Source organism: Mesorhizobium sp. 113-3-3 (genome assembly GCF_016756495.1).
Classification (GTDB): Bacteria; Pseudomonadota; Alphaproteobacteria; order Rhizobiales; family Rhizobiaceae; genus Mesorhizobium.
The window spans coordinates 6,958,971-6,978,006 of record NZ_AP023243.1 but is presented as its reverse complement, the minus strand read 5'-3'; the positions used below and the strand labels follow the sequence as shown (position 1 = coordinate 6,978,006).

19 protein-coding genes are annotated in these 19,036 nt (G+C 63.3%); 12 read left to right on the top strand and 7 right to left on the bottom strand.

Annotated features, from left to right (window positions below):
• The first annotated feature begins 9 nt into the window (after positions 1 to 9).
• On the top strand, positions 10 to 1,749 hold the full coding sequence (ggt, locus tag JG746_RS33605) for a gamma-glutamyltransferase (protein ID WP_202356228.1): 1,740 nt from the start codon (positions 10 to 12) through the stop codon (positions 1,747 to 1,749).
• A 48-nt stretch (positions 1,750 to 1,797) separates the two neighbouring features.
• Here ggt and JG746_RS33600 read toward each other — a convergent pair whose 3' ends face one another.
• Positions 1,798 to 2,139 carry a hypothetical protein gene (locus JG746_RS33600; protein WP_244730617.1) on the bottom strand — a complete coding sequence of 114 codons (342 nt, stop codon included), beginning with the start codon at positions 2,137 to 2,139 and terminating at the stop codon, positions 1,798 to 1,800.
• A gap of 434 nt (positions 2,140 to 2,573) precedes the next feature.
• Here JG746_RS33600 and JG746_RS33595 point away from each other — a divergent pair, with 434 nt between their 5' ends.
• From JG746_RS33595 to JG746_RS33585, 3 genes are read left to right on the top strand one after another with little or no spacing between them, the layout of a single operon-like run.
• The gene (locus tag JG746_RS33595; protein ID WP_202359552.1) at positions 2,574 to 3,449 is read left to right on the top strand and encodes an ABC transporter substrate-binding protein; all 876 of its coding nucleotides are present in this window, start codon (positions 2,574 to 2,576) and stop codon (positions 3,447 to 3,449) included.
• On the top strand, positions 3,442 to 5,490 hold the full coding sequence (gene fhuB / locus JG746_RS33590) for a Fe(3+)-hydroxamate ABC transporter permease FhuB (RefSeq protein ID WP_202356227.1): 2,049 nt from the start codon (positions 3,442 to 3,444) through the stop codon (positions 5,488 to 5,490). The genes JG746_RS33595 and fhuB overlap by 8 nt, the downstream gene beginning before the upstream one ends.
• Positions 5,491 to 5,510: 20 nt before the next feature.
• A complete protein-coding gene (locus tag JG746_RS33585) occupies positions 5,511 to 6,422 on the top strand; it encodes an alpha/beta hydrolase (protein ID WP_202356226.1) in 912 nt (303 codons plus the stop codon).
• Between the two features lie 13 nt (positions 6,423 to 6,435).
• Here the strand turns inward: JG746_RS33585 and JG746_RS33580 are convergent, their stop codons facing one another.
• Complete coding sequence (locus JG746_RS33580) at positions 6,436 to 6,855, bottom strand: hypothetical protein (RefSeq protein WP_202356225.1); 420 nt, start codon at positions 6,853 to 6,855, stop codon at positions 6,436 to 6,438.
• A 285-nt stretch (positions 6,856 to 7,140) separates the two neighbouring features.
• On the opposite strand from JG746_RS33580, the gene JG746_RS33575 reads away from it, so the two are divergent.
• Positions 7,141 to 7,884, top strand: coding sequence for a hypothetical protein (locus JG746_RS33575; protein WP_202356224.1), 744 nt, complete (start codon positions 7,141 to 7,143; stop codon positions 7,882 to 7,884).
• Positions 7,885 to 7,956: 72 nt separating this feature from the next.
• Here JG746_RS33575 and JG746_RS33570 read toward each other — a convergent pair whose 3' ends face one another.
• From JG746_RS33570 to JG746_RS33555, 4 genes are all read right to left on the bottom strand, one after another.
• Positions 7,957 to 8,397 carry a hypothetical protein gene (locus JG746_RS33570; RefSeq protein ID WP_202356223.1) on the bottom strand — a complete coding sequence of 147 codons (441 nt, stop codon included), beginning with the start codon at positions 8,395 to 8,397 and terminating at the stop codon, positions 7,957 to 7,959.
• Between the two features lie 106 nt (positions 8,398 to 8,503).
• Entirely contained in the window at positions 8,504 to 9,328 is an 825-nt protein-coding gene (locus JG746_RS33565; protein WP_202356222.1) for an alpha/beta hydrolase, read from the bottom strand.
• A gap of 2 nt (positions 9,329 to 9,330) precedes the next feature.
• A complete protein-coding gene (locus JG746_RS33560; protein WP_202356221.1) occupies positions 9,331 to 10,818 on the bottom strand; it encodes an NAD-dependent succinate-semialdehyde dehydrogenase in 1,488 nt (495 codons plus the stop codon).
• Positions 10,819 to 10,834: 16 nt separating this feature from the next.
• Complete coding sequence (locus tag JG746_RS33555) at positions 10,835 to 12,061, bottom strand: iron-containing alcohol dehydrogenase (protein ID WP_202356220.1); 1,227 nt, start codon at positions 12,059 to 12,061, stop codon at positions 10,835 to 10,837.
• A 202-nt stretch (positions 12,062 to 12,263) separates the two neighbouring features.
• Between JG746_RS33555 and JG746_RS33550 the strand changes: the two genes are divergently transcribed.
• From JG746_RS33550 to JG746_RS33525, 6 genes are all read left to right on the top strand, one after another.
• Positions 12,264 to 12,965, top strand: a complete 702-nt coding sequence (locus JG746_RS33550; RefSeq protein WP_202356219.1) for a GntR family transcriptional regulator — start codon at positions 12,264 to 12,266, stop codon at positions 12,963 to 12,965.
• An 11-nt stretch (positions 12,966 to 12,976) separates the two neighbouring features.
• Positions 12,977 to 14,572, top strand: a complete 1,596-nt coding sequence (locus JG746_RS33545; protein WP_202356218.1) for a sugar ABC transporter ATP-binding protein — start codon at positions 12,977 to 12,979, stop codon at positions 14,570 to 14,572.
• Complete coding sequence (locus tag JG746_RS33540) at positions 14,560 to 15,558, top strand: ABC transporter permease (protein WP_202356217.1); 999 nt, start codon at positions 14,560 to 14,562, stop codon at positions 15,556 to 15,558. Before JG746_RS33545 ends, JG746_RS33540 begins: the two co-directional genes overlap by 13 nt.
• 55 nt (positions 15,559 to 15,613) lie before the next feature.
• Complete coding sequence (locus JG746_RS33535) at positions 15,614 to 16,564, top strand: substrate-binding domain-containing protein (protein ID WP_202356216.1); 951 nt, start codon at positions 15,614 to 15,616, stop codon at positions 16,562 to 16,564.
• Positions 16,565 to 16,638: 74 nt separating this feature from the next.
• A complete protein-coding gene (locus JG746_RS33530) occupies positions 16,639 to 17,232 on the top strand; it encodes a DJ-1/PfpI family protein (RefSeq protein WP_010913455.1) in 594 nt (197 codons plus the stop codon).
• Between the two features lie 145 nt (positions 17,233 to 17,377).
• A complete protein-coding gene (locus tag JG746_RS33525; protein WP_202356215.1) occupies positions 17,378 to 17,551 on the top strand; it encodes a hypothetical protein in 174 nt (57 codons plus the stop codon).
• Between the two features lie 110 nt (positions 17,552 to 17,661).
• On the opposite strand, the gene JG746_RS33520 is transcribed toward JG746_RS33525, so the two are convergent.
• Positions 17,662 to 18,369 (bottom strand): hypothetical protein, encoded by a 708-nt coding sequence (locus JG746_RS33520; protein WP_202356214.1) that lies wholly within the window; start codon positions 18,367 to 18,369, stop codon positions 17,662 to 17,664.
• A 344-nt stretch (positions 18,370 to 18,713) separates the two neighbouring features.
• On the opposite strand from JG746_RS33520, the gene JG746_RS33515 reads away from it, so the two are divergent.
• Positions 18,714 to 18,911 (top strand): hypothetical protein, encoded by a 198-nt coding sequence (locus tag JG746_RS33515; protein WP_202356213.1) that lies wholly within the window; start codon positions 18,714 to 18,716, stop codon positions 18,909 to 18,911.
• Positions 18,912 to 19,036 lie beyond the last annotated feature (125 nt).

Sequence of the window (19,036 nt, the reverse complement as noted above, 5' to 3'; positions counted from 1 at the left end):
GAACCCGCCATGCACGTCACCCGTCGGACACTGATCGCCGCCAGTCTTTCCGTCACCTTCGTCCTCGCGCCGTTGACCAGCGTCTTCGCCGCGTCGCCCGCGCCGGCCAAGGGCGAGCACGGCATGGTGGTCACGGCTCAGTATCTGGCCTCGGAAGTCGGCGTCGAGGTCTTGAAGAAGGGTGGCAATGCCGTCGATGCGGCGGTCGCCGTCGGCTACGCGCTGGCCGTCGTCTACCCCAATGCCGGCAACATCGGCGGCGGCGGCTTCATGACCATCCGTTTCGCCGATGGCAAATCGACCTTCCTCGACTTTCGCGAGCGAGCGCCGCTGGCGGCGACCAAGACCATGTATCTCGACAAGGACGGCAATCCGGTGAAGGGCGCCAGCCTCGACGGCTATCTCGCCGTCGGCGTGCCGGGCTCGGTGGCCGGTCTCGAAATGGCGCGCGAGAAATACGGCACGCTGTCCAGGCAGGATCTGATGGCGCCGGCGATCACCTATGCCAAGGACGGGTTCATCCTCACTCAGGGCGATGCCGCCTCATTCGCCGGCAGCGCTGAAAGGTTGGCGAAGGACCCGGCGGCGGCTGCAGCCTTCCTGAAACCCGACGGCAAGCCCTATGGCATCGGCGAGCGGCTCGCCCAGCCAGACCTTGCCGCCTCGCTCTCGGCGATTTCCGACAAAGGCCCCGAGGCCTTCTACAAGGGCGCCATCGCCGACGCGATCGTCAAGGCGAGCGGCGCCAAGGGCGGCATCCTGGCCAAGGCCGATTTCGAGCAATATGCGGTGCGCGAACTGAAGCCGGTGACCTGCTCCTATCGCGGCTATGAGATCACCTCGTCGCCGCCGCCCAGTTCCGGCGGCGTCATCATCTGCGAAATCCTCAACGTGCTGGAAGGCTACCCGCTGTCCTATCTCGGCATCGGCTCGGCCGAGACGGTGCATGTCATGGTCGAGGCGATGCGCCATGCCTATGTCGACCGTAACTCGGCGCTCGGCGATCCTGATTTCGTCGACAATCCGGTCTCGAAGCTGCTTGATAAAGCCTATGCCAAGGATATCCGCGACAAGATCGACCCGTTTCGGGCCGGCGTATCACAGGATCTGATGCCGAAAGGCTTTGGCGAGTCGAAGGAGACGACGCATTATTCGATCATCGACAAGGACGGCAACGCGGTCGCGGTGACCTATACGCTGAACGGCTCCTTCGGCGCCGGCGTCGTTGCCGACGGTACCGGCATCCTGCTCAACAACGAGATGGACGATTTCACCCAGAAACCCGGTGTGCCCAACCTCTACGGTCTGGTCCAGGGCGAGGCCAACGCCATCCAGCCGAAGAAGACGCCTTTGTCATCGATGAGCCCGACCATCGTGGCCAAGGACGGCAAGCCGTTCATGGTCATCGGCAGCCCCGGCGGCTCGCGCATCATCACCATCACGCTGGAAGCGATCGTCAACGTCATCGACCACGGCATGAACATCCAGGAGGCGATCGACGCGCCGCGCATCCATCATCAATGGCTGCCCGATAAGGTCTATGTCGAGCCGTTCGGCCTGTCGCTGGACACCGAAAGACTACTGGCCGGCATGGGTTATCATCTCGATTTGAGTGACCAGACCTGGGGGCAGGCGGCCGGCATTCTCGTTGGTGGCAAGAGCCTGGCGGAGATCGAGAAGGGCGGCGGCGCGCGCTACAATGGCGCCATCGACAGCCGCGCGGCCTCGGGCGAGGCGCTCGGATATTGAATGCCGGGTCTCTTGGACAGGCGCCGGTTCACGGCCCGGCGACGGCCGTCAGGTAATCAATGTGACGGTTGATGCGATCAGCATCAGGGCGGCGATGCCGACGAACAGCGCATAGATGCGCGGCCGGTCGAGCAGAAGCGCGTTTCCGGAAATCCAGGCCGAGGTGGCGCCGCCAAGCGCAAAGAGGAACCCGTTGCGATGACCGAAGGTCATCGACGCGGCCATCAGCCCGCCGATGATCAGGGCACCGAACACAATGATCACGGCGACCGCGTATTTCTCGAAATCATTGTTGCCGATCCCTGGCCCGATCGCATTCAGATTGGGCAGGTCGTCCGGATCGAAGGGGTTCGCCGACCCATATTCGTCTTGACCGATCGATTCTCGCATCACTCATTCTCCGCAGACCGGCAACAAACCATCAACACTTGCCGAGTGCAACCCGATCGCACGCCCCTCACCGCGTCGGCCGTCATCTTCAACACGTTCCGGCGGCGCTTGTCACCGGTTTTTCGGCCACCGGCTCGAATGCAACAAGCATCCGCGCTCGGATGGCGCGCGACCATCCTATTCTATTTGGACCGTGTTCGCCGATCAATTCAGCGCCAGCACGCCTTGCGGCTGCGGCGGGGAGTCGCAGCGCCAGACGTGGGTCAGCCCGATTGTTGACTCCCGCGTACATCTTAAATGTTGACTATGAAAGTCATGTTTCATAGTCAACCGGCATAGGCCGATCGAGGCCGGAGTCCGCAGACAGGCACGCCAAATTGGAAACAGATCACGAGATCACCCCAGCAGAGCCGGCCAATCGCTCCGGCGGTTGGATGACGCGGCGCGGCGCGCTGGCGCTGTTCGGGCTGCCTTTGGCCGCATTCATGCCACGAGCAGCCGGGGCGAAGCCGTTGCGCATCGTCTGCCTCGACGACGGGCTGGCGGAGACCTTGCTCATGCTCGGCGTCACGCCGGTCGCCGTCGCCGACCGCGAGGTCTGGGAGAAGTGGGTGGTCGAGCCGAAGCTGCCGCCCGAAATTGCCGATATCGGCACGATCCTGGAGCCCAATCTCGAATTCCTGCAGCAGCTTCGCCCCGACATCATCCTCTCCATCCCCTATCTCGACGGCATCAAGCCGCTGCTCGAGCGCGTCGCGCCGGTGACGACGATCGGCATCTACACGCCGGACGGCCAGCCCTATCGGCGCGCCATCGAGGCGACCCGGCAGCTCGCGGCACTGGTCGGCAAGGAAAGCGAGGGCGAGGCGCTGGTCGCCGCGACGCAGGCCTATTTCTCTGATGTCAGGCAGAGGCTGGAGCCGCTTTCGGCGCGGCCGATCTACGTCGTCAGCTTCCTCGACCCGCGCAATGTGCGCGTCTATGGCGAAAAAAGTCTGTTTCAGGCGGTGTTCGACCGCATCGGCATCCGCAACGCCTGGACCGGCGAGACCAATTACTGGGGATTTGCAACCGTCGGCATCGACGGGCTGGCGACGTCTGATGATGCCCGCCTTGCCTATCTCGAACCCTTGCCCGAAGGGGCGGGTGGCACGCTGATCGAAAGCCCGGTCTGGAGCGCCATGCCTTTCGTGCGCAACCGCTCGATCATGCGCCTGCCCCCGGTGCTGATGTTCGGCACTCTGCCTTCGGCGAGCCGCTTTGCCCGGCTGCTGGCCCAGGCGCTGACGGCGGAGCGCGCCGGTGGCTGAGCAGCAAGCAAGCCTGTCCGACGACGCCAGCCTCGCCTCCGATCGTCGGTCGACGGCTCGCCTATCAGACAGATATCCCCTGGGCGCGATCCTGCTTTGCGTCGTGCTTCTGGGTGCCGCCGCCGTCGCGACCGTCTCCAACATGACAGTGCAGTTGCCGCCGGCGCTTTGGCTCGACGCGCTTGCAAGCCCTGATATCGACGATATGCGGCAGGTGCTCGTCCACTACGCCTTCCTGCCCAGACTTGCGGTCAGCCTTCTCTGCGGCGCCGCCCTCGGTCTGGCTGGCACGGTGCTGCAGCAGGTTCTGCGCAACCCGCTTGCCGCGCCCGAAACCGTCGGCGTCTCGGCCGGCGCCTATCTGGCGCTGGCGCTGGCGACGCTGCTTGCGCCGTCGCTGCTTGCCTTCGGCCGCGAATGGGTGGCGCTTGCGGGCGCTTTCACCGCCCTTGCCGCGGTCTTCGCGCTGTCCTGGCACAAGGGCCTGTCGCCGCTTTCGGTGGTGCTCGCCGGGCTTGTCGTCAGCCTCTATGCCGGCGCCATCGGTGCCGCCCTGGTAGTGTTGCGGCATGAATGGCTGGCCAGCCTGTTCATCTGGGGCGCCGGGTCGCTCGGCCAGCAGGACTGGTCGACGACACTGTGGCTCCTGCCGCGCCTGGGCGCCGCCGCGCTGCTGATCGGCCTGATGGTGCGGCCGCTGACCTTGCTCGGCCTCGATGATGAAGGCGCGCGCAGCCTCGGCGTGCCGCTCGGCGCCTATCGCTTCGCTGGACTGGCGGCAGCGGTCGCGCTGATTGCCTTTGTCGTCGCTGCCGTCGGCGTCATCGGTTTCGTCGGCCTCGCCGCCGCGACCCTTGCCCGTATCGGCGGCGCCCGGCGGCTCGGCCAGCAATTGGTAATGGCGCCGCTCATCGGCGGCGCCTTGCTGTGGGCGGCCGACCAGGGCGTGCAGGTCGCGACCGGACCGCAAGGCGACTTGTTGCCGACCGGCGCGATGACAGCACTTCTCGGCGCGCCGCTGCTGCTGTGGCTGCTGCCGCGCCTGGCGCTCGGCCTGGAAACGCCGGTATTCGGGTCGCAGCAGCTGCCGCGCGTCCATAATACTGGTCTGGTGCTGGCGGCGATCGGCGGCCTCCTGCTTCTGCTCGTCGGGCTGGCCCTGCTCTACGCGCCAGGGCCGCATGGCTGGACGTTCGCATCCGGCGACCAGCTGCAACCCTTATTGTCCTGGCGGCTGCCTCGCGTATGTGCCGCACTGGCCGCCGGCGCCATGCTGGCGCTGGCCGGACTGATGATGCAGCGGCTGACCGGCAATCCGATGGCCAGCCCAGAAGTGCTCGGCATCAGCGCCGGTGCCGCGCTCGGCATGATGGTGGCGCTGTTTTCGCTGTCCGATGCCGGCCGTCCCGCGCAGACTGCAGCCGCCACCATCGGCGCTTTCGCCGCCTTACTGGTGACGCTGGCCATCGGCAGGCGCGCCGCCTATGCGCCGGAACGGCTGCTGCTTGCCGGCGTCGCGCTGACGGCCCTGTTCGACGCGTTGATCCTGGTGCTCACCGCCACGGGCGACCCGCGCGCCATGCTTCTGCTCAATTGGCTCACCGGTTCGACCTATGGCGTCGACGCGAACTCGGCGCTTTTGACCTCGTCGACTGCCCTCTGCCTGTTCCTGCTCGCTCCGCTCTACATGCGCTGGCTAGACATGCTGCCGCTCGGATCGGCCGCGGTGCAAAGCCTCGGCGTCAATCTGCGGGCAACGCGGCTTCTGGTGCTTTTGATGGTGGCAGCACTCACCGCCGCTTCGACACTTGTGGTCGGGCCGCTGACCTTCATCGGCCTGATGGCGCCGCACCTTGCCCGCCGCCTCGGCCTGTCGCGCGCGCTGCCGCAAGCCGTCGGCGCGGTGCTCGCCGGTGCACTGATCATGGTTTGCGCCGACTGGATCGGCCGTACCGCCATCTTCCCGCGCCAGATCCCGGCCGGCATCGTCGCCACGCTGATCGGCGGGCCGGTGCTGATGTGGCTGTTACGGCGCCGCTGAGTTTTGCCCCGGAGATAGTCATGACCGCCCCGCCGAACGCATCGCCCGCGTTGATCGCCGACACCACTGTCCATGATCTTGGTGCGAATGTGGGTGGCGACCCCTGGCGGGTCTTCATCCACGTGCCGTCCGGACCGGCGCCCAAGGCCGGCTGGCCGGTGCTCTATATGACCGACGGCAACGCCGTCATCGGCACGGCGGTCGACGCCATGCGCGCGCAGGCTTTCTATCCCTTAGGCACCAATGTCGGTTGGGGCGTCATCGTCGCCATCGGCTATCCGGTCGATGGCGCCTATGACCCGCTGCGCCGCTCGTGGGACCTCGGCCCGCCGCCGGGCAAGTCCTATCCGCCCTTCTATGAGGGCACGCCTGAAGTCAGGACCGGCGGGGCAAGGGATTTCCTGGCCTTCATCGAGGATGAGCTGAAGCCGTGGGTCGCCGGCCGGACCAGGATCGACGAGACGCGCCAGGCGCTTTACGGCCATTCCTTCGGCGGCCTGTTCGCGCTCTACGCTCTGTTCACCCGCCCGCGCGCGTTCGGGACATTCATCGCCGCCAGCCCCGCCATCTATTGGGAGGATCGCGCCATCGACCGTTTTCTCGAAGACTTCGAGGTGGCCGTCCCTGATGGCCTAACGGCGGATGTGATCCTGTCGGCCGGCGAGTATGAGACAGAAAAGCTGGCGCCGTTCCAAATCGGCGCGGAGGACGAGGAAAAGCGCCTGCAGCAGAAGAAAATTATACGCACCGACGAATTCGCGCGGGCGATGGCCGAGCGCCTCGGCGCGCTGCCCGGGCTACGCGCCAGCTTCGAACTGCACGCCGGCGAAAACCACATGTCGATCCTGCCCGTAACGGTCAACCGTGCGGTGCAGGCGGCATTTGCGGTGAGGGAAAGGAATACCGCCTTTGCCGACCGCCTGCCTCGGTAGGCACCTCGCGCTATTATTCCTGTGAAGGGGAAGCGCTCAATCGACGATAGGGGACGCCATCGAAGCTTGCCGTCACAAAATCCGTGACGGACATCTTGCGCTTGCGTCCGTCGCTGCAGGCGTAAACCGGCCAACCGGCGTCGCTGCATTCGCTGGCGGCGCAGATGCGCGCCAGGCAGTTACCGATAGTCAATCGGAAGCCCCCCTTGCCGGCGAAGCCTTGCAACAAGCTGCCGTCCGCAGAGCGCCATGTCCGCGCACGGAACTCCGCCCGCAAAAGCGATGGTTCGAGAGAGACCGCAAGATTGGTTTCGCCGGGACGCCCTGTGAACTGCAAACGGAAGCGCGCCATTGCAGTCGTGTATGCGGTCACAAGATCTGGTTCGCGAAAATAGGCGATCGGCAAGTTGGAGCGGTCAAGCAGATGAGACATGCGCTCGCTTGCCTCAACCGGCGTCAGCAAGACGACAAAGGCAAGAAAGGCAAAGCAAGCTCGCGACATTTTCCAGCAGCCATATCGATCTCGGCCTGCCGGTTTGGCCCCGGTTGCCCGTCCAGTAACATCCCGCCAATCGTTGCCCTGCGCAAGCCGCTTGCTGGGGCAGTCCGTAAGGCGGCTCTGAATGTCGGTTGGTACCCGTCAAAGTCGGTAGACTTCTCCCGGTTCGCCCGCTAGCTAATCGATATCAAAAGAGGGCTGACTCGAGGATCGTCCAAAGTGAAAATCAGATACGTCGCCGGCATAAGCTGGCCGCGCAGTGGACATCACCTGATGCATCGGCTCGCCCTGAGCTATTTCGGCAACGATTTCAATTACTGCCTGTTTTATCCCTCTGATAATCCTGATTGTTGCCGCACCTTTCCGTGCATCCGGCCGGGGGTCAAATTCTCGAAGAACCATGATTTCGATCTATCGGGGCGGATCCTGCCGGATGTTCCTTATCTGGTCCAGCATCGGTCGTTCATGCCTGCAACGGTCTCGGACTTTGAACTGTATCTCCTCGACGGCGGCGCGGACACCAAGGAAAGCTTTAAGGAATTCGCGCTCATCCGAGCCGATGGATGGGCTGGCTTCATGGCAAAGTGGGTGGACAGCCGGGTTAAATTCGAGCGTCTGCTGGTGGAGTACGAAGATTTTGTGTCCGACCCGCAAGGGACCTTGAGGAAGGTCATCCCGTTCTTTGCGCCGGGAGAGAAACCCGATGAAAAGCGCCTGGCGCGCATTGTGAAGAACGAAACCCACGTCGTCGTCACCAAGCAAGGCGGCGAGGAGTGGATCTCGAATGCCGGCGTCAAGGCGTTCCGAAAGGTCGAGGCCTTTCGGTTCTATGACGCTGGATTGTTCCGGGAGTTGGAGTCCATCGCGCAGGAGAAGCGCCGCGGGATTGCGAAAGAGGCCGCCCGACGTCCTTCGGGTGGCCGCTTCAGGCTGCCGCTGATGAACGCCATATTCGGGCGCTAGAACGTTTCACCGTGTCATGGAAACGGCGAAGAGCTCCAACTCTTTGCGCAGGCCAGCAAGCCATCCACCGCTCTATGCGGCACGAGCCGGCGGCAGTTCGAACAGGTTGGCGCCATTCTCCCGGCCGCGCTCGACATAGCCGATAATGCCGAACCATCGGGCGACATCAGGCCCCTGCAGCCAGCTGCGCGAGTGGATGGGAAGGTTGCCGGCGAGCGCCTGGATGTGCCTGATATGCCGCTTGCAGAAGCGCACCGTCGAGGGGCGGAAGAAGTCCTCCTGGGCGGCAAACAGCGTATCGGCGGCGTCGCTGTTCTCATGCCAGGCGATGATCGCCACGGCCTTCTCGCCCTCGACCAGCGCGTGCGCCCGGCCTTCCTTCAAATTCATCATCAGATTGTCGTAGGCGATCTTGCTGTCCTTGCCGGCCGCCGCGTACTCCTCCGACATCCGCTTGGACAGGCCATGAAAGACATCCTCGAGATCCCCGAGCGTTGCTGCGCGTGCTCTCATTTCACCTCCTGCAGCCCCGGCAGGGAGTTTGCCCTAAGGGTGGGGGATCACCAAGCAAATCGAATCCGCTGAATGGCCAATGAGAGCAAAGCTGTTTCGCTGGGCGCTAGGCGAGGGTTGCTTCAATCGTCTGCATCAGGCAGTCCCCAGCCTGTGTGCCGATGATGCCCAGATCCCGCAAGCTGTTCATGTGGTTCCGGTCATTCAGGCGGAGATCGCGCACACTGTGCCCCCGGGCGCGCAGGAGCGCTCCGAAGTCGGCCGCTTGCTGGTGGAAGGGCGGCGTTTCATGGTCCCCGACGAGAATGGTCACTGCCGTCTTGGGGTCGTGCAAGCGGGTCATTGGCGTGAAGGCGGCAGTCTCCTCGTCGGTGATGCCGATCAGCGGCTCGAGGAAGGATTTCTGCAGGGGCTTCAGGTCGTAGAGGCCGCCCAGCAGCAGCGCCGCTCGGACGCATGATGGCATTGGCGCCTTTTCGAAGAGGAATGTGGCCAGGTGCGCACCGGCCGAATGGCCGCTGACGCTTATCCGGCCGGGATCGCCGCCATGGTCGACGACGTTGTCCAGCACCCATTGTTTGGCGCGCCGGACCTGTTCCACGATCGCCGCCATCCTGACCCCGGGCATCAGCGCATAATCGACGATGACCGCGATCGCACCGGCTTTGGTGACTGTCTCCGCCACATAGGAATGGTCGCTCCTTGAAAACATGCGCCAGTAGCCGCCGTGGATGAAAATATGAACCGGCAGATTCTTGCGCCCGCCCGGCGGAAAGAACAGGTCGAGCCTCTCGGCCGCGCTGTTGCCATAGGCGACATCAGCCACCATGGGCAGCGTCGCCCGGGTGGCAGCGCTGCGCGCCACGATATCGGCCACGATGTCGTCGAAGTCGGCGACGTGGTCGCGGGTGCGGAAGGGATCTTTCTGCATGATCAGAAGGTCACGGCGATGTACTTCGCCTCCATGAACTCGGCGATGCCGTGATGCTGGCCGCCCTCGCGACCCAGGCCGCTCTGCTTGACGCCGCCGAAGGGTGCCGCGGGGTCCGACATCAGCCCCCGGTTGAGGCCGATCATGCCGGCCTCGATCCTCGATGCCACACGCAATCCCCGGCCTACATCGCGCGTATAGATGTAGGCGGCAAGACCGTATTCCGTGTTGTTGGCGTGCATGATGGCTTCGGCCTCGGTCTCGAATCGCGTGATGGGCGCTACCGGCCCGAAAATCTCCTCATGCGCCATGTCGGCGTCGGGCGAAACCTGCGACAGGACCGTCGGCGGGTAAAAGAAGCCTTCCTCTTCCGGGATCGAGCCGCCGCAAAGCACCTTGGCTCCCCGGGCCACGGCGTCCTTGACCAGGCGGTCGATCTTGTCGACCGCCTTTCTGGTGATCATCGGTCCGCACTCGGTATCCGCGCTCATGCCTGGTCCGACCTTGAGAGCTGCCATGCGCTTGCGAAGGCCGTCGGCGAATGCGTCATGGATGCCCGACTGAACATAGATGCGATTGGCGGCCGTACAGGCCTCGCCGGCATTGCGCATCTTTGCGATCATGGCGCCGTCGAGCGCGGCATCGAGGTCGGCATCGTCGAAGACGACGAAGGGTGCATTGCCGCCGAGTTCCATCGAGCAGGAGACCACATGCCTGGCGGCTTCGCCAAGCAGGCTTCGTCCGACGCCTGTCGAACCGGTGAAAGAAAGCTTCCTGACCCGCGGATCGGCCAGCATGGCCGATGTCAGCGGACCGGGACTGGTCGTGGTGAGCACGTTGACGACGCCCGCCGGGACGCCGGCCTCGTTGTAGAGCGCGGCCAGCGCATAGGCCGTCAGCGGCGTTTCGCTGGCCGGCTTCAGGATCACCGTGCAACCGGCGGCCAATGCCGGCGCGATCTTTCGTGTCGCCATCGCGGCAGGAAAATTCCAGGGCGTGATCAGCACGCAAATGCCGATCGGCTCGTAGTCGACCACGATGCGGTTGGTGCCGGACGGCGCTGTGCCGAACTCGCCGGTGATGCGAACCGCTTCTTCCGCGTTCCAGCGGAAGAACTCGGCGGCGTACGCAACCTCGCCGCGCGCGTCGCGCAGAGCCTTGCCGTTCTCCAGCGAGATCAGCATGGCAAGCGTTTCCGACCGTTCGACCATGAGTTCGAAACAGCGCCTGAGGATTTCCGAGCGCTTGCGTGGCGCCGTCTCCCGCCATGCCGTCGCCGCCTTGCCAGCCGCATCGACGGCGGCCAAGGCATCCTCAAGCGTCGCGTCGGGGACCGCTGCAATCACAGACCCCGACGAGGGATCGACGACGTCAATGACCCGGCCATCGGAAGATGGTCGCCATCTGCCGTCGATGTAAAGTCCGTGCGAGAAGCCGCGAACGTCATAGCCGTCCTGGTCGATCCGCAGCGCATTGGGAGGAAGGTTCATTATCTTGTTCCGTGGATCACATGGCGCAGGCTGCGAGGTCGCCGTCATGGGCTGCCTGAACCAGGCGTCGCATGGCGACGAGATCGAAGGAGCGCGGGTTGTTCTTGATCAGGCGGTCGATGCCGAGCGCCTGATCGGCGGTCCAGTCGAGCTTGTCGGCGGGAAGGCCGAGGTCGGCCAGCGTCGGCGTGATGCCGATCGCCGTGAATAACCGCCGGATTTCCTTGATGGTGGCGTCCGCCATCTCCTCGACGCTCCGTCCCTTGGCCTCGAGGCCAAGCGCCCCGCCGATCTCGGCCATTTCGGCGGCGACCACGCGGCTGTTATAGGTCATGACGTAAGGCATCATCGTCGCCACGCCCAATCCGTGCGCGGTGTGGGTGAGGGCGCCGGCCGGGTATTGCACGGCATGCGCCGCCGCCGTTCCGGCGGTACCGAACGCGCAGCCCGCCGCCAGCGCGCCCATCATCACATCGGCGCGCGCATCGGCATCGGTGCCGTCGGCGCAGGCTTTCTCCAGGCTGCGGCCCAGCAGTTTTATGGCCAGCAGGGCGAAATGGTCTGTCAGCGCCGTCTTGCCGATGAAGACATGCTGTTGCGGCAGGCTTGGATCTTCACCGCGCTGTTTCGCGGTGAAGGCCTCGATCGCATGGGTCAATGCATCGGCGCCGGCTATCGCGGTCAGGGCAGGGGGGCAGGTCATCGTCAGTTCCGGGTCGCACAAGGCAACCGCCGCGATCAGATAGGGGCTCGATATGCCGACCTTGAGCGTCCGGTCGGGATCGGAGATCACCGCGACGGGCGTCACCTCGGAGCCTGTACCCGCCGTGGTGGGCACCGCGATCAGCGGCAACGTCGGGCCGGGCACCTTGAACTCCCCATAATAGTCCTGGAGTTTGCCGCCATGGCTGAGCAGCAAGCCGGCGCATTTGGCGAAGTCGAGGCAACTGCCGCCGCCGATGCCGATCACCATCTCGGGTCGGAATTTCCTGGCCTCGTCGACGCAAATGCCGACACTGTCGCGCGGCACGTCGGGAAGCACGCGGTCATGCACCAGCACCTCGATCGAGGCGTCCTCGAGCGATTTGACGATTTCCGCGAACACCGCCGTGCCGGCGAAACGCTCGTCGGTACAGACCAGGGCGCGCCGGCCGAACCTGCCGGCGACTGTCGGCAGCGCATGGCGCTGGCCTTTCCCGAAAAGGATTTCACGCGGAAGCCGGAGGGCGGCGAAGAGGCTCATGATGATCTTTTGTCCTTTGACGGCGGCTAAACTGGAGGGGTTATCGCGACGGATCCGCCATCTGTCCGCAACGGCGCCTGGTCGCCCCTACAGCACCCATGTAACGACCCGAAAAACATATCCGCTTTAAAATCGTATAGGATATAGGATTGCATCTGCTGGAGCATCGTGTTAGCAGTCCACACTGTCAAGAGGTAAAAAGATGCAGATCGCGAACCCGACCGACACGACCGAAACCACCGCCCTCGGCGGTCGCATCCAGCGCTCCAACAGCCTGGTCGAGGATGTCTACGAAGCGATCTTCGCGCAGTTGATGGCGCTGAAGATCGCGCCGGGTTCGCGCATCACCGTCGACAGCCTGGTCAAGGAATTCAACGTCTCGCACACCCCGATCCGCGAGGCGCTCGGCCGCCTCGAAGGCGAAGGCCTTGTGCTCAAGACGCACCTGATCGGCTATCGCGCGGCACCGCAAATCACGCGGCGCCGCTTCGACGAATTGTACGAGATGCGCCTTCTGCTTGAGCCGCATGCCGCGGCGAAAGCCGCCGCTGCCATGGACGAAGCCAAGCTCAACATCTTGCTGGAAGCGGCCGGCGTGATGTCACGGCGCGAAGGCAAGGACGAGCGCCTGCGTTATTCGAATTTCGCCCGGCAGGACGCGATCTTCCACGACAAGATCATGGAGTTTTCCGAAAACGAACTCATCCGGCAGACGTTGAGCCACCAGCACACCCACTTCCATATCTTTCGCTTGATGTATCATGCCCGCGTGACCGAGGAGGCGCTCGACGAACACGAGGCGATCCTCGCCGCGTTCGGCGCCGCCGATCCCGATGCCGCCCAAAAGGCGATGCGCATCCATATCGAGCATTCGCGCGATCGCTTGCTTCCGGCCTTCGATTGAGATCGGAACTGATGTCCATTGCCGCCAACATCGCCGGAGAGGGAGGAGGCACGTTGCCTTTTGGTGGCGTGCCGGGCGCCGTCGAACCGGTGCTGCGGGCCGAGCGCCTGTCGAAACAATACGGCCCGGTGACGGTCCTGTCGGATGTCGTGCTCGACGTCCTGCCCGGCGAGATCCACGCCATCATCGGCGAGAACGGCGCCGGCAAGTCGACATTGATGCGGCTGCTGTCCGGCTATATCGAGCCTACGGCCGGCACCTTGTCGATGAATGGCCAGCCGGTGAGGTTCACCAAGCCCAGCCAGGCACAGGATGCCGGCATCGCGCTGGTGCATCAGGAAATCCTGCTCGCCGAGGCGCTGACGTTGGCGGACAATCTGTTTCTCGGGCGCGAGCTTTCGCGCGGCCCCTTCGTGGATGACCGGACGATGCGGCGTCAGGCGGCCGAGAAGCTGGCGGGGATCGGCTGCTTCGTATCGCCGACGGCACTGGTGCGCGACATCTCGCTGGCCGACCGGCAGATGGTGCAGATCGCCCGCGCGTTGCTCGACGACTTCAAGCTGGTGATCTTCGACGAACCGACCGCCATGCTGACCGGCGGCGAAGTCGAGCGGCTGCTGGAAATTGTCCTGCAGCTGAAGGCTCACGGCACCGCCGTGCTCTATATCAGCCACAGGCTGGACGAGGTGCAGCGTGTTGCCGACAAGGTGACCGTGCTGCGCGACGGCAAGATGGTCGGCACCTATCCAGGCAAGACCCTCAATCAGATGGACATGGCGCGCCTGATGGTCGGCCGCGAACTGGCCGCGCTCTATCCTGAAAAGCGGGTGGCGCCGTCGGATGTGCCGATGCTGAGCGTCAGGAACGCCACCGTTGCCGGCTATGCCCAGAACGTATCGTTCACGGTTCACAAGGGCGAGATCCTCGGCTTTGCCGGCATGGTTGGCGCCGGCCGGACCGAACTGTTCGAGGGCATCACCGGACTGCGTCCGGCAACCGCGACGGTCGAGCTCGAGGGCAAGCCGGTCCACTTCCATTCGCAGCGCGCCGCGATCGACGCCGGCGTCGGCTACCTGACCGAGGACCGCAAGGGCAAGGGACTGCTGCTGCAGGAGCGCCTGGCGCCCAATCTGACGCTGTCCGCGCTGGATGTGTTCCATCCCGGCCTTTCGATGGGCCGCCGCCGCGAAACGGAGGCCTTGGAAAAGGCCGTCGAGACCTATGACATCAGGGTGAAGAGCCCGGGCGCCAATGCGGCCCAGCTCTCGGGCGGCAACCAGCAGAAACTGCTGCTGGCCAAGGTTCTTTTGACCAACCCGTCGGTGGTCATCATCGACGAGCCGACGCGCGGCATCGACATCGCCAACAAGGCGCAGATCTACGCCTTCATCCACGGGCTGGTCGCCAAGGGCAAGGCCTGCATCGTCATCTCATCGGAGATGCAGGAACTGATCGGCCTGTGCGATCGCATCCTGGTAATGCGTGAGGGCCACGTCACCGGTGAGGTCAGTGGCGCCGAAATGACTGAAAGCAATGTGGCGCTGCTGGCGACCAGCGGCTCCAAGCCGAGGCCAGAAGCCGAGGGAGGAACAGAATGGCTGTCATGACCGAATCCCCATCCGCACGCCGGATCAGCGATCTGAACCTCACCTGGACCGATGTCGGGCCCTTCCTGGCATTGGCTGCCCTGCTCGTGGCGGGCTTCCTTGTCAATCCGGACTTTCTCTCGGCCACCAACCTTGCCAATGTGATCACCCGCAGCGCCTTCATCGCGATCATAGCGGTTGGTGCGACGTTCGTGATCTCGTCGGGAGGGCTCGATCTTTCCGTCGGCTCGATGGCCGCTTTCGTCACCGGCATCACCATCATGTTCATGAACGCGGCGGCGCCGCATGCCGGCCTCTGGGCGATTCCCGCCGGGATGGTCGTGGCAATCCTGGTCGGCCTGCTGTGCGGGCTGGCCAACGGGCTGATCGTGACAGTGGGGCGGATAGAACCGTTCATCGCGACGCTCGGCACGATGGGGATTTTCCGGGCGCTGATCACCTATCTGACCGACGGCGGCACGATACCGATCGACCGGTCGCTGCGCGAAGCCTACCGGCCTGTCTATTTCGGCACGGTCGCCGGCATTCCGATCCCGATCCTGATTTCCGTCGCGGTTGCCGCCGTCGCATCCTTCATCCTCTACAAGATGAAGTACGGGCGCAAATGCGCGGCCGTGGGCGCCAATGAGGATGTCGCGCGCTACTCCGGCATCTCGGTCATCAAGACCCGCACCATTGCCTATATCGTCCAGGGCGCCTGCGTGGCGATCGCCGCGATCTGCTACGTACCGCGCCTGGGCGCCGCCACGCCGACAACCGGACAGCTCTGGGAATTGCAGGTGATCACCGCCGTGGTGATCGGCGGCACCGCATTGCGGGGCGGCAAGGGTCATGTGTGGGGAACGGTCGCCGGCGCGGTCATCCTGGAGCTGATCGCCAACCTCATGGTGCTGTCGGACTTCGTTTCCGAATACCTCGTTGCCGCCGTTCAGGGCGTCATCATCATCATCGCCATGCTCATCCAGCGGTTTTCCAATTCGAAATAGCCCCGTGTCCGGACCACACGGGAGCCGGTTTTTGCAGGTCCAATGGGAGAAGAGAATGTTGAGTAGAAAATGGATCGCGGCTGCCGCCCTTGGCTCGCTGCTCCTGGCCGGACAGGCCATGGCGCAAGACAAGAAGGTCGTCGCGGTGTCGATACCGGCGGCCGACCATGGCTGGACCGCGGGTGTCGTATACCACGCCCAGCAGGCCGCCAAGGAAATCAATGCGGCTTTCCCGGACGTGGAAGTGGTCGTCAAGACGTCGCCGTCGGCAGCCGAACAGGTGAGCGCACTCGAGGATCTGTCCGCCAGCCGCAAGCTGGATGCCCTGGTCATCCTGCCGTACAGCTCGGAGGAACTCACCCAGCCGGTCAAGGCCATCAAGGGTGCGGGGACCTTCATCACCGTCGTTGACCGGGGCCTGACGGACTCCTCGATCCAGGACCTCTATCTCGCCGGCGACAACATCGCGGTGGGCGCCAATACCGCCAAGTTCATGATCGACAAGCTGGGTGGCAAGGGCGACCTCGTCGTGCTGCGCGGCATTCCGACCGTCATCGATGACGAGCGCATCAAAGGCTTCCAGGACACGATCAAGGGCACCGGACTGAAGGTGCTGGACATTCAGTATGCCCACTGGAACAGCGACGAGGCCTTCAAGCTGATGCAGGACTATTTGGCCAAATATCCGCATATCGATGCGGTGTGGGCCAATGACGACGACATGCTGCTTGGCGTGCTGGAGGCCGTAAAGCAGTCGGGCCGGACCGACATCAAACTGGCGCTTGGCGGCAACGGCATGAAGGACATCGTGAAGAAGGTGATCGACGGCGACGCGATGACACCGGTCGAGACGCCGTACCCGCCGTCGATGATCAAGACGGCGATCTACATGACCGTCGCGAACCTGATCGGCCAGGCACCCGTCCGCGGCACTGTCAAGCTCGACGCGCCGCTGATCACCCAGGCCAATGCCAAGGAATACTATTTCCCGGAATCGCCGTTCTGACCCTGTCCCATTTCACGCAACCGCAGGGCGCGAACCGCGCCTTGCCCAGCCCAAAACATTGAGGAGGAAGAGCCATGCCAGGCAAGAAAATACTGATGCTGACTGGTGAGTTCACCGAGGAATACGAGATCTTCGTCTACCAGCAGGCGATGGAGGCCGTGGGCCACACGGTTCACGTCGTGTGCCCGGACAAGAACGCCGGAGACCTGATCAAGACCTCGCTGCACGATTTCGAGGGCGACCAGACCTACACTGAAAAGCTCGGCCACTACGCGCTGATCAACAAGACGTTCTCGGAAGCCGAAAGACAGCTCGACCAGTATCATGCCGTCTACTGCGCGGGCGGCCGCGGGCCGGAATACATTCGGACCGACAAGCGCGTGCAGGCGATCGTGCGCCATTTCCACGAAACCAAGAAGCCGATCTTCACGATCTGCCACGGCGTCCAGATTCTGATCGCGGTCGACGGTGTCGTCCGTGGCAAGAAGGTTGGTGCTCTCGCGGCTTGCGAACCGGAGGTGACGCTTGCCGGCGGCACTTACATCGACCTGTCTCCCACCGATGCTTATGTGGACGGGACGATGGTGTCCGCCAAGGGCTGGACAGCACTTGCCGCGTTCATCCGCGAATGCCTGAAGGTGCTGGGAACCGAGATCCGCCACGCCTGACGCCAAGATCGGCCGGCGCGCGCCAGCGCGCCGGCGGCCCCCGGGAAAGCGCATAGCGCTTTCCGTTGCGGTATTGCATTGAAACAAAGAGTTCGAGCAGGCTGCCGTTTCCTTGAAACGGTGAATGGCTCCAGGATCGGTGGGCATGCTCTGCCCATGCCAGGCGACGGCCAGGGCCGATCGCGAGCGCCAGCGCGGTAGTTCGCACAACTGCGGCTACGCCGCCTGGCGCGCCGCCCGCGCGCCGGTTCCTCGCGACAAATCCTATGTGCTCGCATCTCGGCTGCATGATCGCGCCAGCGAGGTCGATCACATCTGAGCGTGCGCTCCCATCCACATCTGCAGCCCCGTTTGGTGCAACTTCAGGTCTCTCTGCAAACATCACCATTCGCGGCTCACTGCGCGATAGCAAGGTTTCGCGCGCCGGCTTTAGATCACAATCCCGCCCGGGTCATGTATCGCTTGGACAAACAGGCGGCGAATATATCGGGGCAGCCGATTGGTCAGGATTGGCTCAGGAGGGGCACCAACGGGTATCATGCAGTGGCGGTATTCCTCCTCCACGCTGAATAGCGATGGTTTGACAAAGGCGAACTCTATATCGCGAGACAGCAAGGTTGACGTCGCAAAATTTGCTCCAATTGTGCTCTGACTGAACTCGCGTGTTCGTCTGCCGTAGCTAACCGGCTTCTCGATTACGATCGTGCGCGCGAAGCAATGCGTTGCGACGGCCTCAAGAGCGATTCTCAACTTTGCAACGTCTAGTACTAGCCAAGCCGTCATGCTCTTGCTGCCAGTGTATGCTCCTCGCCCATCCATAAGAAGCCGGTGACGAATTTCTGAGTATGGCCCAATTGAGCTGCAAAATACGTTGAAATCGACATTGTGCTGATATGAAACGGCATTTTTGATGTTAACGACGGTAACACCGGACATGTGTACTATGTTACCTATACTGCCAGATAAATTGAAAACGTCGCCGGTTAAATTGCTCTCGCCTTTTCCCTCATCTCGATCGTCATACAGAGTGCTTTCGCCACTGTAGAAACCGGAATGAGTGCCAATCCGAAAGCTTCCCGAAAGCATGTATTCGCGATCGGCCGGTTTGCAGTGTTTTGTGACATAAATCGTCTCCAAAGCGCCCCCGTCTGCTCGAATCTTCTTTCTTCATCCTAGGCTACTGGCAGATAGGCGCAATGACATCGACATACAGGGCGGGCACGGTCTCCGTGCGGCGCGGCTCCTCATTTGTCTTCGGCAACGGGACGTCCTAGCACGGCGGAATGCTGGGAGGTGGCTTCCTGAGTTCGGGAAAGCCGATTGCAGCAATCCTGGCCGCAGATCAGCCGATGGGATGGGTAGTCTGGCGAGATGAATGAGGCCGCTCCTTCGGAGTGGCCCTTCTTTGTCAGTCAAAGTTCTCTAGCCCGTCTTCAACCACAAGGGCATCGCGCTTTTTTGAGACCGGCCCGAACATCGAAGTGTCGATCGACGGCCTTCCTGTCGGTCTTGTTGAGCAGCGCGTCTTTGTGGGGGAAACCCTTTCTCAGCCGCAGTCGGGTCAAGGCGCGCTCCGTCAAGCCGAAAAAATACGCGCGGAACTGTTCGTCCGTCATGAACCGGGGTGCAGTTGCAAATCGATCACGCGGCTGCAAGGCTTCCAGCTCGCGCTCCGCTGAAGGATAGGCCGACCGTGTTTCGCCACGATATAGGCGGCGGCCCCCAATACACCGTTCTAACGCTCTTCCGTGGCCTATCCGAAGTCGTCGATCATTTCGCATACCATGTCGCGTCCGCTAGGCCG

Coding starts and splice junctions, on each gene's coding strand:
- JG746_RS33580 (WP_202356225.1), bottom strand. CDS start 6,855: ATGTCTCATCTGCTTGACCGCTCCAACTTGCCGATCGCCTATTTTCGC.
- ggt (WP_202356228.1), top strand. CDS start 10: ATGCACGTCACCCGTCGGACACTGATCGCCGCCAGTCTTTCCGTCACC.
- JG746_RS33585 (WP_202356226.1), top strand. CDS start 5,511: ATGACCGCCCCGCCGAACGCATCGCCCGCGTTGATCGCCGACACCACT.
- JG746_RS33535 (WP_202356216.1), top strand. CDS start 15,614: ATGTTGAGTAGAAAATGGATCGCGGCTGCCGCCCTTGGCTCGCTGCTC.
- JG746_RS33550 (WP_202356219.1), top strand. CDS start 12,264: ATGCAGATCGCGAACCCGACCGACACGACCGAAACCACCGCCCTCGGC.
- JG746_RS33555 (WP_202356220.1), bottom strand. CDS start 12,061: ATGAGCCTCTTCGCCGCCCTCCGGCTTCCGCGTGAAATCCTTTTCGGG.
- JG746_RS33540 (WP_202356217.1), top strand. CDS start 14,560: ATGGCTGTCATGACCGAATCCCCATCCGCACGCCGGATCAGCGATCTG.
- JG746_RS33570 (WP_202356223.1), bottom strand. CDS start 8,397: ATGAGAGCACGCGCAGCAACGCTCGGGGATCTCGAGGATGTCTTTCAT.
- JG746_RS33530 (WP_010913455.1), top strand. CDS start 16,639: ATGCCAGGCAAGAAAATACTGATGCTGACTGGTGAGTTCACCGAGGAA.
- JG746_RS33565 (WP_202356222.1), bottom strand. CDS start 9,328: ATGCAGAAAGATCCCTTCCGCACCCGCGACCACGTCGCCGACTTCGAC.
- JG746_RS33525 (WP_202356215.1), top strand. CDS start 17,378: ATGCTCTGCCCATGCCAGGCGACGGCCAGGGCCGATCGCGAGCGCCAG.
- JG746_RS33560 (WP_202356221.1), bottom strand. CDS start 10,818: ATGAACCTTCCTCCCAATGCGCTGCGGATCGACCAGGACGGCTATGAC.
- JG746_RS33595 (WP_202359552.1), top strand. CDS start 2,574: ATGACGCGGCGCGGCGCGCTGGCGCTGTTCGGGCTGCCTTTGGCCGCA.
- JG746_RS33600 (WP_244730617.1), bottom strand. CDS start 2,139: ATGCGAGAATCGATCGGTCAAGACGAATATGGGTCGGCGAACCCCTTC.
- JG746_RS33545 (WP_202356218.1), top strand. CDS start 12,977: ATGTCCATTGCCGCCAACATCGCCGGAGAGGGAGGAGGCACGTTGCCT.